13 protein-coding genes are annotated in these 13536 nt (G+C 65.1%); 8 read left to right on the top strand and 5 right to left on the bottom strand.

All coding sequences use genetic code 11. The annotated features are described in order from the left end of the window. Positions 1-10: 10 nt before the first annotated feature. Both E1B25_RS06265 and E1B25_RS06260 read right to left on the bottom strand, forming a co-directional pair. On the bottom strand, positions 11-1186 hold the full coding sequence (locus tag E1B25_RS06265; RefSeq protein ID WP_132827908.1) for an acetyl-CoA C-acetyltransferase: 1176 nt from the start codon (positions 1184-1186) through the stop codon (positions 11-13). Positions 1187-1366: 180 nt separating this feature from the next. Then, entirely contained in the window at positions 1367-2218 is an 852-nt protein-coding gene (locus E1B25_RS06260; RefSeq protein ID WP_132827907.1) for an EAL domain-containing protein, read from the bottom strand. A 97-nt stretch (positions 2219-2315) separates the two neighbouring features. On the opposite strand from E1B25_RS06260, the gene E1B25_RS06255 reads away from it, so the two are divergent. Continuing rightward, entirely contained in the window at positions 2316-2912 is a 597-nt protein-coding gene (locus E1B25_RS06255) for a DNA-3-methyladenine glycosylase I (RefSeq protein WP_132827906.1), read from the top strand. A 153-nt stretch (positions 2913-3065) separates the two neighbouring features. Here E1B25_RS06255 and E1B25_RS06250 read toward each other — a convergent pair whose 3' ends face one another. Next, positions 3066-3449: a hypothetical protein gene (locus E1B25_RS06250; protein ID WP_132827905.1), complete on the bottom strand. Its 384-nt coding sequence runs from the start codon at positions 3447-3449 to the stop codon at positions 3066-3068. Between the two features lie 112 nt (positions 3450-3561). Next, positions 3562-4128, bottom strand: a complete 567-nt coding sequence (locus E1B25_RS06245) for a TlpA family protein disulfide reductase (RefSeq protein WP_132827904.1) — start codon at positions 4126-4128, stop codon at positions 3562-3564. A 21-nt stretch (positions 4129-4149) separates the two neighbouring features. Here E1B25_RS06245 and argH point away from each other — a divergent pair, with 21 nt between their 5' ends. From argH to E1B25_RS06225, 4 genes are all read left to right on the top strand, one after another. Next, entirely contained in the window at positions 4150-5541 is a 1392-nt protein-coding gene (argH, locus tag E1B25_RS06240) for an argininosuccinate lyase (RefSeq protein ID WP_132827903.1), read from the top strand. A 178-nt stretch (positions 5542-5719) separates the two neighbouring features. Continuing rightward, the gene (locus E1B25_RS06235; RefSeq protein WP_132827902.1) at positions 5720-6037 is read left to right on the top strand and encodes a DUF2834 domain-containing protein; all 318 of its coding nucleotides are present in this window, start codon (positions 5720-5722) and stop codon (positions 6035-6037) included. A 76-nt stretch (positions 6038-6113) separates the two neighbouring features. Then, complete coding sequence (gene lysA / locus E1B25_RS06230; RefSeq protein WP_132827901.1) at positions 6114-7379, top strand: diaminopimelate decarboxylase; 1266 nt, start codon at positions 6114-6116, stop codon at positions 7377-7379. Positions 7380-7415: 36 nt separating this feature from the next. Continuing rightward, positions 7416-10031, top strand: coding sequence for a TIGR02302 family protein (locus E1B25_RS06225; protein WP_132827900.1), 2616 nt, complete (start codon positions 7416-7418; stop codon positions 10029-10031). Between the two features lie 36 nt (positions 10032-10067). Here the strand turns inward: E1B25_RS06225 and E1B25_RS06220 are convergent, their stop codons facing one another. Beyond that, the gene (locus E1B25_RS06220) at positions 10068-10958 is read right to left on the bottom strand and encodes a zinc-ribbon domain-containing protein (protein ID WP_132827899.1); all 891 of its coding nucleotides are present in this window, start codon (positions 10956-10958) and stop codon (positions 10068-10070) included. A gap of 178 nt (positions 10959-11136) precedes the next feature. Between E1B25_RS06220 and E1B25_RS06215 the strand changes: the two genes are divergently transcribed. From E1B25_RS06215 to E1B25_RS06205, 3 genes are read left to right on the top strand one after another with little or no spacing between them, the layout of a single operon-like run. Next, the gene (locus tag E1B25_RS06215; protein WP_132827898.1) at positions 11137-11814 is read left to right on the top strand and encodes a cell division ATP-binding protein FtsE; all 678 of its coding nucleotides are present in this window, start codon (positions 11137-11139) and stop codon (positions 11812-11814) included. 8 nt (positions 11815-11822) lie between these two features. Further along, complete coding sequence (locus E1B25_RS06210) at positions 11823-12710, top strand: cell division protein FtsX (protein WP_425358924.1); 888 nt, start codon at positions 11823-11825, stop codon at positions 12708-12710. Next, positions 12710-13423 carry a lysophospholipid acyltransferase family protein gene (locus tag E1B25_RS06205; protein ID WP_132827896.1) on the top strand — a complete coding sequence of 238 codons (714 nt, stop codon included), beginning with the start codon at positions 12710-12712 and terminating at the stop codon, positions 13421-13423. Before E1B25_RS06210 ends, E1B25_RS06205 begins: the two co-directional genes overlap by 1 nt. Positions 13424-13536: the final 113 nt, after the last annotated feature.

Raw genomic sequence — 13536 nt, 5'->3', positions numbered from 1 at the left:
CGGGCGCTGGTTACGGACGCTCCAGGCACATGGCCACGCCCATGCCGCCACCGATGCAGAGCGTTGCGAGCCCCTTTTTCGCATCGCGGCGCTTCATTTCAAACAGCAGGGTATTCAGGATACGACCGCCCGAGGCCCCGATCGGGTGACCGATGGCGATGGCGCCGCCGTTCACGTTGACGATCTCGGGGTCCCAGCCCATTTCCTTGTTCACGGCGCAGGCTTGCGCGGCAAAGGCTTCGTTGGCCTCGACAAGGTCAAGATCCTCGACCGACCAACCGGCCTTTTCCAGCGCTTTGCGCGAGGAGGGGATCGGACCTGTGCCCATGATCGAGGGATCGACGCCAGCGGTGGCATAGGAGGCGATGCGTGCCAGTGGTTCGATGCCGCGCTTCTCGGCCTCATCGGCGGTCATCAGCAGCACGGCGGCGGCACCGTCGTTGAGGCCAGACGCGTTGGCTGCGGTGACCGAGCCGTCCTTGGTGAAGGCCGGGCGCAGTTTGGCCATGGCGGCCATGGTGGCGCCGAAGCGGACATATTCGTCCTTGTCCATCACCGTCTCGCCCTTGCGGGTCTTGATGATGAAGGGGACGATCTCATCGGCGAACCGACCGGCCAATTGCGCGGCTTCGGCCTTGTTCTGGCTGGCGACGGCAAATTCATCCTGCATTTCGCGGGAAATCTGCCATTGCTGGGCCACGTTCTCGGCGGTCTGGCCCATGTGATAGCCGTTGAAGGCATCCCACAACCCGTCGCGGATCATCGTGTCGATATAGGTCATGTCGCCCATCTTGTGTCCGGCGCGCAGGGCGGCGGCATGGGGCGAAAGGGTCATGTTTTCCTGACCGCCAGCGGCGACGATATTGGCATCCCCCAGTTGGACGTGCATTGCCCCAAGCGCGACGGCGCGCAGACCCGAGCCGCAAACCTGGTTGAGCCCCCAAGCGGCGCTTTCGATCGGCAGGCCGGCATTGATATGGGCCTGACGGGCCGGGTTCTGGCCCTGAGCGGCGGTCAGAACCTGACCGAGGATGGTTTCCGACACCTCCTCCTTGGCGATTCCGGCGCGCGCCACGACCGCCTCCAGAACGGCGGCGCCCAGGTCATGGGCGGGGGTGTTGGCGAATGATCCGCCAAAGCTCCCGACGCCTGTACGCGCTGCCGATGCAATTACTACATTTGTCATGTGATCCGGTCCTTTGCCATCCAGTGGGCGGCCTCCTCCCCCGTTTGGCGCTGCGCTTTTGCGCCTGCGGGGGCCGCCACCACGATGCGGTTGTGATACCGGATTGCTGCAGCCGCAGCAACAGAGAGCGTGCAGTTGCGGCAATCATGCCCTTGCACCCCGGCTAGAGGCATGCGTGGCTCAACTGGCGGTGGCGCGGGCACTGGCCTTGTCCATCCAGGCCGGATGCACGGTGGGGGCCCCGAAAAGATAGCCCTGCATGCAGTCAATTCCCAGCCCGATCAGGCAGTCGGACTCCTCCTGGGTTTCGACGGCGACGGCGATGGTCAGCATTTCGAATTCGCGGGCCATGGCAATCAGCGCCCGCACGGTGGCCTGGCTTTCCTGATCTGTCTGGACCTTGCGAATGAACTCTCCGTCGATCTTGACCGCGTCGAAGAAGAAATCGCGGAAATACCGTATGGCGATGGCGCCAGAGCCGAAATCGTCCAGCGCAAAGGCAATGCCGTGGCCTTGGAGCCGGTCCATGAAGTCGATCACCAGTTCCGGCACGGTCATGGCCGAGTGTTCACTGATTTCCAGGATCAGCCGCTCGCCCAACCGGGAATCGGCCCGCAGGGCGCGTTCCAGCGTCCGCATCCATTGCCCATAGCCGATCGAGCGGGCGGACATGTTGATCGACAACCGTAGTGTTGGGTTTTCCGCCAGCGCCCGCAACCCCATGTCGAGTGCGATGCAGTCGATCTGGCGCCCCAGCTCGTTGGCCTCGATTGCCGGCATGAAATCGCGCGCGGGGATCACCCGCCCGGTGGCGTCAAGGACGCGAATCAGCCCCTCATAGAAGGCGGTCTTGCGCGGGGATGTCGCCTGCACCACCGGCTGGAAGGCCAGCAGGCATTGCCGGTGCCAGACCGCCGCGCGGACCATGTCGAGCGTGGAGGAATCGCGGTCCGCGACGGCCGCGTTCAGGGGGCTGTCGGCCCCGTGGGGGATATCGGCCCAAGGCCGATGGGGGATGTCGGGTCCGGTCATAACGTTTTGATTCCCGTTGCAGTTCACGAGTAGAGTCGGGGAAATTCCTTTCGTGGCGATTAACGCCGCCAGAGGCGGTTTGGAAAAAGGGGCAGGCATGGAACGCTGCGGCTGGGCGGGATCCGAACAGATCTATATCGACTATCACGACAGCGAATGGGGCGTGCCGGAGTGGGACAGCCGCGCACTGTGGGAAAAGCTGGTTCTTGATGGGTTTCAGGCCGGGCTAAGCTGGATCACCATCCTGAAAAAGCGCGACAATTTCCGCGCCGCCTTTGCCGGGTTCGACCCGCATGTCATCAGCGGCTGGGGTGCGGATGAGGTCACTCGCCTGCTGTCTGATCCCGGCATCATCCGCCATCGCGGCAAGATCGAGGCGACCATCGCCAATGCCCGGGCCTGGCAGAAGATCGAGGCGGAGCAGGGCTTTGACCGCTATCTGTGGGATTTCGTCGGGGGCAGGCCGATTCAGAACGGCTGGGCGCAGCTCGATCAGGTGCCGCCCTTCACCCCGCTGTCCACGGCAATTTCAAAGGATCTGAAGCGGCGCGGGTTCAAGTTCTGCGGCCCCACCATCGTTTATGCCTTCATGGAGGCGGTGGGGATGGTGAACGATCACCTCACCACCTGTCCCTGTCATGCGCCGGTGCGGGAAATGGGCGCGGCGGGGCCTCAACTTCCCTCGCCGAAATAGCGCAGCTCCTTGGTTCGGGCGCGGGTCTGCCGCTCTAGACAGGACTATGGCCTTGTCAGGTGGTTCATCTTGAGCCGCTCAAGGGCGGGGGCGTATCGCCCGCCACGCCGCTTGACGGCGATCCCCATGAATACCGCAAGGCCCGCGTCCCGTTCACGCCTGCATCCGGTCAAGCCAATGGCGGTGCTCGAACGGGTCAAGCTTGATGGTCGCGGCGGGGGCGGTGAAGTCATGGAACACGACACGCAGGTGGTCGCCTTGATCAAACAGGTCGTAATCCACCAGTCGGCGCGCCACGGTCCCGGCCCCGTGGGACCAAAGCAGCCCGGTGCCCAGATCAGAAAGGATCAGCGCAGCATGGCCATCATGGGCGAGGGTCACTTCGCGCAGGGGATCGTCGGGGAAGTGGCGCAGCCAAGCGGACTCGGCCATCTCGTCCGTCAGCACACAGCGCCGCGACCGACCGGCCAGTCGCAGCAGCAGCGCAAATCCCGCGATGCCGAGACCCCCCAAGGCAATGAGCAGTAGCGGTGGCATGGCTTCTCCTTCGGTCTGGAGTAAACCGCGCGACAGTGGGCGCTGTCAAAAGGGAACCTCGGGTCAGACACTCCGCCGCGCGCCGGATCTGCAGCGCGTCCGGTGCGCCCGTTCAGCCCGCCGGTGCGATCAACGCCCGGATGATGGCCTTTGCGCTGTCGGAATTCCAGTCCGCATCCCCCATCAGGCGCCCGATCTCATTACCTTGCGGGTCGATGAGCACGCTCACCGGCAGGCCCAGAACGGCCATGTCGCGGGCCAGCGCCTGTTTCGGATCTTGATGGCGGGGCAGGTTGGTGACCCCGATTTCGTCGAAAAAACTGCTGATCCGGGCCGGGATGTTACGCCCGGTGGCCAGTGTCACCACCTCAAACGACTCGCCGCCGAATTCCTCCTGCAGGTTCGCGAGCATCGGCATCTCCTTGCGGCAGGGGGCGCACCATGTGGCCCAGAAGTTCAGCAGGATATACTTGCCGCGATACTCGGCCAGCGTGCCGGTTCCGGCACCATCGGCAAGGGTAAACGCCTTGTCCGAGACCGGCTTGGGCGTGCTGTGCAGCACCAGTTTCTTCATGTCGCCTGCGCGCAACCCCTCCAACGTGGCAAGATCGGCGGCCATAGCGGCGTTTGCACCCAAGAGCAGGGCCATATAAAGGGTCAGGAAACGGAACAGACGCATATTACCTCCACGGGTGTAGACATGGCAGATCAATCCTCGAACCAGATGTGGGGCGGCCGCTTTGCCGCCGGACCAGACGCGATCATGGAGGCGATCAATGCCTCGATCGGGTATGATAAGCGGATGGCGGCGCAGGACATCGCAGGCTCCAGAGCCCATGCGGCGATGTTGGCCGCCACAGGCGTGATCACCGATAGCGATGCAAAGGCCATTCGGGAAGGGCTGCTCACGGTCTTGTCAGAAATCGAGGGAGGAACATTCGAGTTCTCGACCGCGCTGGAAGACATCCACATGAATGTGGAGGCGCGGCTCAAAACCCTGATTGGCGAGCCTGCGGGGCGTTTGCACACGGGCCGGTCGCGCAACGATCAGGTTGCGACCGATTTCAAACTTTGGGTGCGCGATCAATTCGACGCCGCCGAAAGCGGGCTTCTGGCCCTGATCCGCGCGCTTTTGTCTCAGGCCGAGGCGGGGGCCGATTGGGTGATGCCGGGCTTTACCCATCTGCAAACCGCGCAGCCGGTGACATGGGGGCATCACATGATGGCCTATGTCGAGATGTTCGGGCGCGATCTGTCCCGGGTGCGCGATGCGCGCAAGCGGATGAACGAATGCCCGCTGGGTGCCGCCGCGCTGGCTGGCACCTCGTTTCCGATCGACCGCGAGATGACGGCGCAGGCGCTGGGCTTTGACCGCCCCTCGGCCAACAGCCTCGACGCCGTGTCGGATCGCGATTTCGCGCTGGAGTTCCTCTCAACCGCCTCGATCTGTGCCATGCACCTGAGCCGCTTTGCCGAGGAATTGGTGATCTGGTCCTCGGCCCAGTTCCGGTTCGTGGCGCTCAGCGATCGGTTCTCGACCGGCTCGTCGATCATGCCGCAGAAAAAGAACCCCGACGCAGCCGAATTGATCCGCGCCAAGGTGGGGCGCATCTATGGCGCCAATACCGCGCTGATGATGGTGATGAAGGGGCTGCCGCTGGCCTATTCCAAGGACATGCAGGAAGACAAGGAACAGGTCTTTGACGCCGCCGACAACTGGATGCTGGCGCTGGCGGCGATGGAGGGCATGGTGCGCGACATGACCGCCAACCGCGATCATCTGGCGGCTGCTGCGGGGGCGGGCTTTTCCACCGCCACCGATCTGGCCGACTGGATGGTGCGGGTGCTCAAGGTGCCGTTCCGCGATGCCCACCATGTGACCGGGACACTGGTTGCCATGGCCGAGAAAAAGGGCTGTGACCTGCCCGATCTGACGCTGGAGGAGATGCAGGGCGTTCATGCCGGCATCACCAAGGACATCTTTTCCGTGCTCGGCGTCGACAACTCGGTCAATTCGCGCCTGTCCTATGGCGGCACTGCCCCCAAGCGGGTGCGGGAACAGGTTGCCCGCTGGACCGAGGCGCTGGCATGATCCGCGCGGTCGTTCTGACGCTGGCGGCCTGCGGGCTGCTGGCGGGCTGCGGTGTGGATGGCGAACCGACCCCGCCGACCCGCGCCTTGCATGTCGGGCCCGTCGCCGGGGGCTGAGTTCTGGACCCCTGCGCGGAGGACAGGCTATCGTGCCCGCAAACGGGAGAAGGAGACCGCCGATGTCGCCCCTGCGCATGATCTATCTGGCTTTGGCGATCTGGGGCGCGGTGCACCCGATGGTTTATTTCGGGGCTTGGTTCGGGGAAAACGGGTTCGATCTGCCCGGAATGGTCGCAGCCTGGAACGCGAACGCCGCCAGCAGCGGGCTGGTCTGGGATCTGACCATATCCGCCGTCGCGCTCGCCGTCTTCGTGATTGCCGAGGTCGCGGTGCGCCGCAACTGGATCGCCCTTGTTGCCATCCCGGTGACCCTCTGCATCGGGCTCAGCTGCGGATTGCCGCTGTACCTGTTCTTGCGCAGCCGCCCGGTCGTTTAGGTTTTGCCGCCCGTCCGAGAGCGGTTTGCATGCAATAGCAATTGAACTGCGCCGCGCTTTCTCTTAAGCGCGCGACATGGATCATTTTCTTTACAGGGGCGGCGTCCTGCACGCCGAAGATGTCCCACTGGCCGAGATCGCGGCCAGCGTGGGCACGCCGTTCTATGTTTATTCCTCCGCAACGCTGCTGCGCCACTATCGGCTGTTTGACGAGGCGTTGGAGGGGATCGACCACCTGATCTGCTACGCGATGAAGGCGGCCTCGAATCAGGCGATCCTGACCACGCTGGCGCAGGCCGGGGCCGGGATGGACGTGGTTTCGGCGGGGGAATACCTGCGCGCCAAGGCCGCCGGGGTGCCGGGCGAAAAGATCGTGTTCTCGGGCGTTGGTAAAACGGCGGAAGAAATCCGCACCGCGCTTTCGGGCGGGCTGCGCCAGTTCAACGTCGAATCCGAACCCGAGATGGAGGTGATCAGCGCGGTTGCCCAAGACTTGGGCAAGGTTGCGCCGATCACCATTCGCGTCAATCCGGACGTCGACGCCAAAACCCACGCCAAGATCGCCACCGGAAAATCCGAGAACAAGTTCGGCATCCCGATTTCCCGCGCCCGCGCCGTCTATGCCCATGCCGCCAGCTTGCCGGGGATCAAGGTGGTTGGTATCGACGTGCATATCGGCAGCCAGTTGACCGAGTTGGAGCCCTTCGAGATTGCGTACAAAAAGGTTGCAGACCTGACCGAAACGCTGCGCGCCGATGGCCATGACATCCGCCGGCTCGACCTTGGCGGCGGCTTGGGTATCCCCTATGCCCGCTCGAACGAGGCGCCGCCGCTGCCGACCGACTATGGCGCGCTGATCAAACGCACGCTGGGCCATCTGGGTTGCGAGATCGAGATCGAGCCGGGCCGGCTGATCGCGGGGAACGCCGGGCTGCTGGTATCGCAGGTGATCTATGTGAAAGAGGGCGAGGGCCGCGATTTCCTGATCGTCGACGCCGCCATGAACGACCTGATCCGCCCGGCCATGTACGAGGCGCATCACGAAATCGTCCCCCTGATCGAGCCTGCGCCGGGGGTCGAGGAACACATGTATGATATCGTTGGCCCGGTCTGCGAAAGCGGCGATACCTTTGCCCGTCAGCGATCGGTGCCGCCGCTCGCCGCCGGTGATATGCTCGCCTTTCGCAGCGCCGGGGCCTACGGCGCGGTGATGGCCAGCGAATACAACACCCGCCCGCTGATTCCCGAGGTGATGGTGCATGGGGATCAATTCGCGGTTATCCGCCGACGCCCGACCTTTGACGAAATCATAAATCGCGATACCATCCCCGAATGGCTTTGACGCGATCCCGCGCGGGCCGAAAGGAGTGATCCCTTTATGGCTTCTGCGCCGGAGCGCGATCCAAGACTAAGCAGCCTGCGACTGCCGCTTCTGTTGACGCAGGCGGGGATGCTGGCCGAACGGCTGCTGCGCTGTTTCTGGCCGGTGCTGTCCATTCTCATGGGCGTTTTGGCGGCGCTGATGCTGGGCCTGCACGACATGGCCCCGATCGAGGTGGTCTGGGGCTTGGGCGTGCTGGCGATACTGGCCGCGCTGGGGTTCACGGTGCGCGGGGCGCTGCGCTTTGACTGGCCCGGTCGGGATGCGGCCTTGGCGCGGCTGGACGCGACCCTACCCGGGCGACCGATCCGGGCGCTGCTGGACGAACAGGCCGTGGGCGCGGGGGATGCGGCGTCGGCTGCCGTCTGGCACGCGCATCAGGCGCGCATGGCGGCCCGCGCGGCAACGGCGCGGCCGGTGCGGCCCAATCTCAGGCTGGCGGCGCGCGATCCCTATGCGCTGCGCTATCTGGCGCTGCTGGCGCTGGCGGTCGGGCTGATCTTTGGGTCGGTCTGGCGGGTTGGCTCTGTTGCGCAGATGACGCCGGGCGGTGCCGCGCTTGCCGGGGGCCCGACATGGGAAGGCTGGGTCGAGCCGCCCCGCTATACCGGCCTGCCGACCTTGTATCTGGGCGATATCACCACGCCAGAGATGCGCGTGCCCGAAGGCAGCCGCATCACCCTGCGGTTTTATGGCGAGGTCGGGGCGTTGACGCTGGCCGAAACCGTGTCCGGCCGTATCGGCGAACTGCCCTCTGCCGCCGATCCGCAACAGGAGTTTACCGTCGCCAAGGCGGGCGAGCTGCGCGTCGACGGGCCCGGCGGCCGTGCTTGGGACGTGGCCGTGATCGCTGATGCTCCGCCCGAGGTCTCAGTTTCGGGGGCTGCGGAAACCGGGGCCGAGGGCGAGCTGACGCTGCCGTTCTCGGCGCGCGATGACTACGGCGTGACCGGGGGCGCGGTTGGGATTGAACTGGACATGGCCGCGCTGGATCGTCGCTATGGTCTGGCTGTGGCGCCGGAGCCGCGCGCGGCGATCACCGTGCCGCTGCCGCTGCCGATTTCCGGCAACAGGGCCGATTTCACCGAAAAGCTGATCGAGGATTTCTCGAAACACGCTTGGGCCAACCTGCCGGTGATCTTCACGCTGACCGCCACCGATGCCGCCGGACAGGTCGGGCAGGCCGCCCCTTACGCTGCCCCCCTTTCGGCGCGCCATTTCTTTGATCCACTGGCCGCAGCCATTGCCGAACAGCGGCGCGACCTGCTCTGGAGCCGCGAGAACGCGCGGCGCGTGGCGCAGATTCTGCGCGCGGTGTCACACCGACCTGACGAGGTGTTCCGCTCTGAAACCGCCTATCTGCGGCTGCGGGTGATTCTGCGGCGGCTGGAAACCTTTACCGCCCATGGCCTGAAGGTTGCGCAACGCGACGAGATTGCCGAGGCGCTTTGGGGGCTGGCGATCCTGTTGGAGGAGGGCGACCTCGGCGATGCGCTGGAACGGCTGCGCCGAGCGCAGGACCGATTGTCCGAGGCGATGAAGAATGGCGCCGGGGACCAGGAGATCGCCGAGCTGATGCAAGAGCTGCGCGAGGCCAGTGACGAATACCTGCGCCAGCTGTCACGCCAAGCCCAGAAGGACGGGCAGCAAGGCGACCAAGGTCAGCCGCAGGACGGCGACAGCCTGCAGATGACGCAGAACGACCTGCAGCGCATGATGGACCGCATTCAGGAGCTGATGGAACAGGGCCGCATGGCCGAGGCGCAGCAGGCGCTGGAGGAATTGCAGCAACTGATGGAAAACATGCGCGTCACCCAGGGCCAACAGGGGCAGGGGGGGCCATCGGACGGCGAACGCGCGATGGAGGATTTGGCCGACACCTTGCGCGGTCAGCAAGGGCTGAGCGATCAGGCGTTCCGTGACTTGCAAGAGCAGTTCAACCCCGGTGCCGGGGCGGGGCAGAGCCAGCAGAACGAGGGGCGCAGCGGCGGTCAGGGCCGCGGTCAGAGCCATGACGGGCAGGGTCAGGGACAACAACAAGGGGACGGGCAGGGCGGTGATGGCTCCCAGCAGGGGCAGGGCGGCCAGCAACCAGGGGCGCAAGACCCGGACGTGGGATCGCTGGCGGATCGCCAGCAGGCGCTGCGCGAGGAATTGCGCCGCCAGCAGGGCAACATGCCCGGCGCGGGAACCCCGGAAGGCGACACGACGCGCGAGGCATTGGGCCGCGCCGGTCGCGCCATGGAGGGCGCGCAAGAGGCGTTGCGCGGGGATGATCTGGCCGAGGCGATCGATCGGCAAGCCGAGGCGATCGAGGCGCTGCGCGAAGGCATGCGCGCGCTGGGCGAGGCCATGGCACAGCAGCAACAGCAGGGCAGCCAACAGCAGGGTCAGGGCGTGGCCCAGGGCGATATGCGCGCCAATCAGCGCGACCCGCTGGGTCGACAGGCGGGCGTCAATGGCGGGCTTGGCACGGAGGAGGGCATGTTGCAGGGCGAGGATGTCTATCGCCGGGCGCGTGAATTGCTGGACGAAATCCGTCGTCGATCCGGCGAAGGGGCCCGCCCGGAGGTCGAGTTGGACTATCTCCGGCGCTTGCTTGACCGGTTCTGAAACGTGCCAGTGGTATTGGAGGCGCTGCCGGAGAGGTTACTCTGGCAGCACATTCTTCACGAAATCGCCCAGCCGCGCATCCATCCAGTAGCGCGCCTGATCGATCATCGCGACATAGGTGCTTAGCGCCGGATCGGCTTGCGGCAGCGATTGGGCGATGCGCGGCGCGTTGGCATAAATCAGCAACAGTATCGCCCCGATCACAAGCGCCACGGAAAAGCCGCGCAGAAAGCCGCTGTTGCGCGGCCCGGCTATTTCGCCGGTCGGCAACGCGCTGTCGTCGGCGTTGGACGGCATGCCCCCGGTCGAGCGCAGGGTCGAATTGATCTCTTCGATATCGGGAAACAGCTCGCTGCGGGCGGCGGGCTGATCGTCACTTTTCGCCTCATTGGTTTCTTCGCCGCGCAGGCGGGCCATGTGCTCGCGGGTGTCGCGGGTGTCGCGCACTTGGCGGGTGGGAACGACGGGCGGGCTTGCCAGACCCAATTCCGGTTGGCTTTCCAGCCCGGCCCCCTCGGTGGTGCGCAGCTGTGCTTCCCGCTCGGCCTCTTGGCGCAGGATTTCGGAGATCGCGGTGTCCAACTCCTGCCGCTGCGGCTCTGATGGGTACTCCGGGGTCCCTTCGGCTGGCAGGGAAAGGTCCGGCTCTGCTTCCGGCTCTGTTTCCGGCGCACTTGCAGGCTTTGCCTCCGGGGGCGATTCGGGCCCGTTTTCCGCAGCGTTTTCCGCCTCAGGTTCAGGCAGGCCATGGTCGAACGCATACATCCCCGCGTTCAGCCGCTTGCGATCCTCTTCGGCCACCGTTTCAGGGTGGGCTTGAAACCAGGTATCGCCGCAATTGGAACATTGCACATCGCGACCCTCATACGGGATCACCTCATCCGGTACTTCATATTGCGCACCACAATTCGGACATGTCAGACGCATAGTGTCTCTCCTGGCCGGCGAACCCATTGGTTTTCCGTGATCATAGGACGCTGCAGCGATCTGGGGAAGGGTGGAAACCGCATCGTTTCACCGCAATCGACCGTACCGGGACCCGACCCCATTGAAACTGCGTCGCAGCTGAGGCACAAGTCCTTGTGACCACCGCAGGGGGCAGGGCGTGATCGAGCTGGACGATGTCGGCTATAGCTATGGCGGCGGCGAGCTGTTGAGCCATGTCTCTGTCAGGCTCGCGCCGGGGTCTTTTCATTTTCTCACCGGACCATCAGGGGCGGGCAAGACCACGCTGCTCAAGCTTTGCTATGGCGCGCTGACACCGACCTCGGGCGTGGTGCGGGCCTTTGATGGCGATTTGCGCGGGTTGGATCGGGGCCAGACGGCGCTGCTGCGCCGCCGGATGGGGGTGGTGCATCAGGATTGTCGCTTTCTCGATCACCTGCCGCTGGCCGACAATATCGCGCTGCCGCTGATCGTGTCGGGTCGCGATATGGCGCAGGAATCGGCCAACCTGAAAGAGCTGATGGGCTGGGTCGGGCTGACCGCGCGGGCCGATGCGCGCCCACCCGAGCTGTCGGGCGGTGAACGTCAGCGCGCCGCGCTGGCCCGCGCGGTGATCCTGTCGCCCGATGTGGTGCTGGCCGACGAACCCACCGGCAACGTGGATTGGGAGATGTCGATGCGCCTTCTTACCCTGCTGGTGGAACTGAACAAGATGGGCAAGACCGTGTTGATTGCCAGTCATGACCTTGGCCTGATTCGCGCCGCGAAAAGCCAGGTTCAGGCGCGGGTGCTGCGGATCTCGAACCGGCAGCTGCAACTGGCGGGGGCGGATCTGTGAGCACCGGGATGCTGCGCACGGTGCTGATCGGCGATACCCAGGCCGACCGGGTGGTCCCGCCCAGCGGATTCACCGCGCAGCTCACGTTGTTTGCCTCTGGGGCGATGGCCTTTCTCGCCGTCTTTGCGCTGGCGTTGTCGCTGGCCTCGGGCCGTCTGGCCGACCGCTGGGCCAGCGAGTTGGCGCGTAGCGCCACGCTGCGCATCACCGCGCCCGAGGATCAGGTCGCCGCCCAGACCGAGGTGGCGCTGCGCATCCTGCGCCAGACCCCCGGCGTGGCGCGCGCCCGCGCGCTGAGCAAGCAAGAACAGGCGACATTGCTCGCCCCCTGGTTCGGGCCGGGACTGGATCTGGATGCGCTGCCGGTGCCGCAACTGATCGAGGTGAAGGAAGACGAACAGGGATATGACGCCGCCGGATTACGCCTGCGGCTGTCCGCCGAGGTGCCGGGTGCGGTGCTTGACGATCACACCCGCTGGCGTAAACCGCTGGTGGACGCCGCTAACAGCCTGCGGCGGCTGGGCTGGATCTCGATCCTTTTGATCGGCGGGGCGATGGCCGCCATGATCACGCTGGCCGCCAATGCGGCGCTGGCCGCCAATGCGCAGGTGATCGAGGTGCTGCGGCTGGTGGGCGCGCACGACAGCTATATCGCCGGCGCCTTTGTGCGCCGCTTCACCCTGCGCGCCTTCATCGGCGCAGGCATCGGTGTGGTGCTGGGACTGGCCGGTGTGTTGCTGCTGCCCGAGGCCTCGGACGAGGGCGGCTTTCTTACCGGGCTGGGCTTTCATGGGTTCAGCTGGCTTTGGCCGCTGCTGATCCCGCTGCTGGGCGGGGCGGTGGCCTTTGCCGCCACAGGGTTGGCCGCGCGCCGCCGGCTCAAGGAGCTGAGTTGATGCAATATCTGCGCTCGCTGATCTATGTGATCCAAGTCTATATCGCCATGGCGGTGCTGGGTATTTCCTTCACCCCTTGGGCGCTTTTGTCCAAGCGCGGCGCGCTGGTGGCCTGCAAGCTTTACGCGCGCTATGCGATGTGGTCGGCGCGCTGGATGATCGGCCTGAAGGTTGAGGTGCGCGGCACCGTGCCCACCGGCGAGGTGTTGATTGCCGCCAAGCACCAGTCGTTCTTTGACGTTCTGATCATCTTTGCCGCCCTGCCGCATGCCAAATTCATCATGAAGAGGGAGCTGCTCTGGACCCCGTTCATCGGTCTCTATGCCAAGCGGCTGGGCTGTATCCCGGTCGATCGCGGTCGCAAGGGGGCGTCGATCGCCAGAATGGTGCGGGATGTGGCGGCGGAGTTCGAGGATCCGGGGCAGTTGACCATCTACCCGCAAGGCACCCGTGTCGCGCCGGGCGACTACAAACCCTATAAGGGCGGCACGGCGATCCTGTATCGCGGCACCGGCTATACCTGTGTGCCGGTGGCCACCAATGTGGGCCTGTTCTGGCCAAAGACCGGCATCCTGCGCAAACCCGGCACCGCTGTGGTCGAATTCCTTGACCCGATCCTGCCGGGCGTGCCGCGCGAGGCGTTCATGGCACAGCTGGAAGAGGTGATCGAGACCCGCTCGGATGCCCTGATGCGCGAGGTGCAGCTGGGCTGAGTCGCTCGGGGCACTGTGCGGCGAACCACCCGAACCACACCTCGGCGGCGTTGCGCAAGGTAGCGCGCAGGATGGCTCCGTTCTATTGCCACTGAAACATGATCCAGCGGATC

This window comes from Antarcticimicrobium sediminis (genome assembly GCF_004348975.1).
Lineage (GTDB): Bacteria > Pseudomonadota > Alphaproteobacteria > Rhodobacterales > Rhodobacteraceae > Antarcticimicrobium > Antarcticimicrobium sediminis.
The sequence above is the reverse complement of the archived record's forward strand: the minus strand, read 5'-3'. Positions and strand labels throughout refer to the sequence as shown.

Excerpts from the sequence above, each read along its gene's own strand:
- argH (WP_132827903.1), top strand. The coding sequence starts at position 4,150 with ATGGCAGATCAATCCTCGAACCAGATGTGGGGCGGCCGCTTTGCCGCC.
- E1B25_RS06205 (WP_132827896.1), top strand. The coding sequence starts at position 12,710 with ATGCAATATCTGCGCTCGCTGATCTATGTGATCCAAGTCTATATCGCC.
- E1B25_RS06210 (WP_425358924.1), top strand. The coding sequence starts at position 11,823 with ATGCTGCGCACGGTGCTGATCGGCGATACCCAGGCCGACCGGGTGGTC.
- E1B25_RS06225 (WP_132827900.1), top strand. The coding sequence starts at position 7,416 with ATGGCTTCTGCGCCGGAGCGCGATCCAAGACTAAGCAGCCTGCGACTG.
- E1B25_RS06235 (WP_132827902.1), top strand. The coding sequence starts at position 5,720 with ATGTCGCCCCTGCGCATGATCTATCTGGCTTTGGCGATCTGGGGCGCG.
- E1B25_RS06220 (WP_132827899.1), bottom strand. The coding sequence starts at position 10,958 with ATGCGTCTGACATGTCCGAATTGTGGTGCGCAATATGAAGTACCGGAT.
- lysA (WP_132827901.1), top strand. The coding sequence starts at position 6,114 with ATGGATCATTTTCTTTACAGGGGCGGCGTCCTGCACGCCGAAGATGTC.
- E1B25_RS06245 (WP_132827904.1), bottom strand. The coding sequence starts at position 4,128 with ATGCGTCTGTTCCGTTTCCTGACCCTTTATATGGCCCTGCTCTTGGGT.
- E1B25_RS06255 (WP_132827906.1), top strand. The coding sequence starts at position 2,316 with ATGGAACGCTGCGGCTGGGCGGGATCCGAACAGATCTATATCGACTAT.
- E1B25_RS06250 (WP_132827905.1), bottom strand. The coding sequence starts at position 3,449 with ATGCCACCGCTACTGCTCATTGCCTTGGGGGGTCTCGGCATCGCGGGA.
- E1B25_RS06265 (WP_132827908.1), bottom strand. The coding sequence starts at position 1,186 with ATGACAAATGTAGTAATTGCATCGGCAGCGCGTACAGGCGTCGGGAGC.
- E1B25_RS06260 (WP_132827907.1), bottom strand. The coding sequence starts at position 2,218 with ATGACCGGACCCGACATCCCCCATCGGCCTTGGGCCGATATCCCCCAC.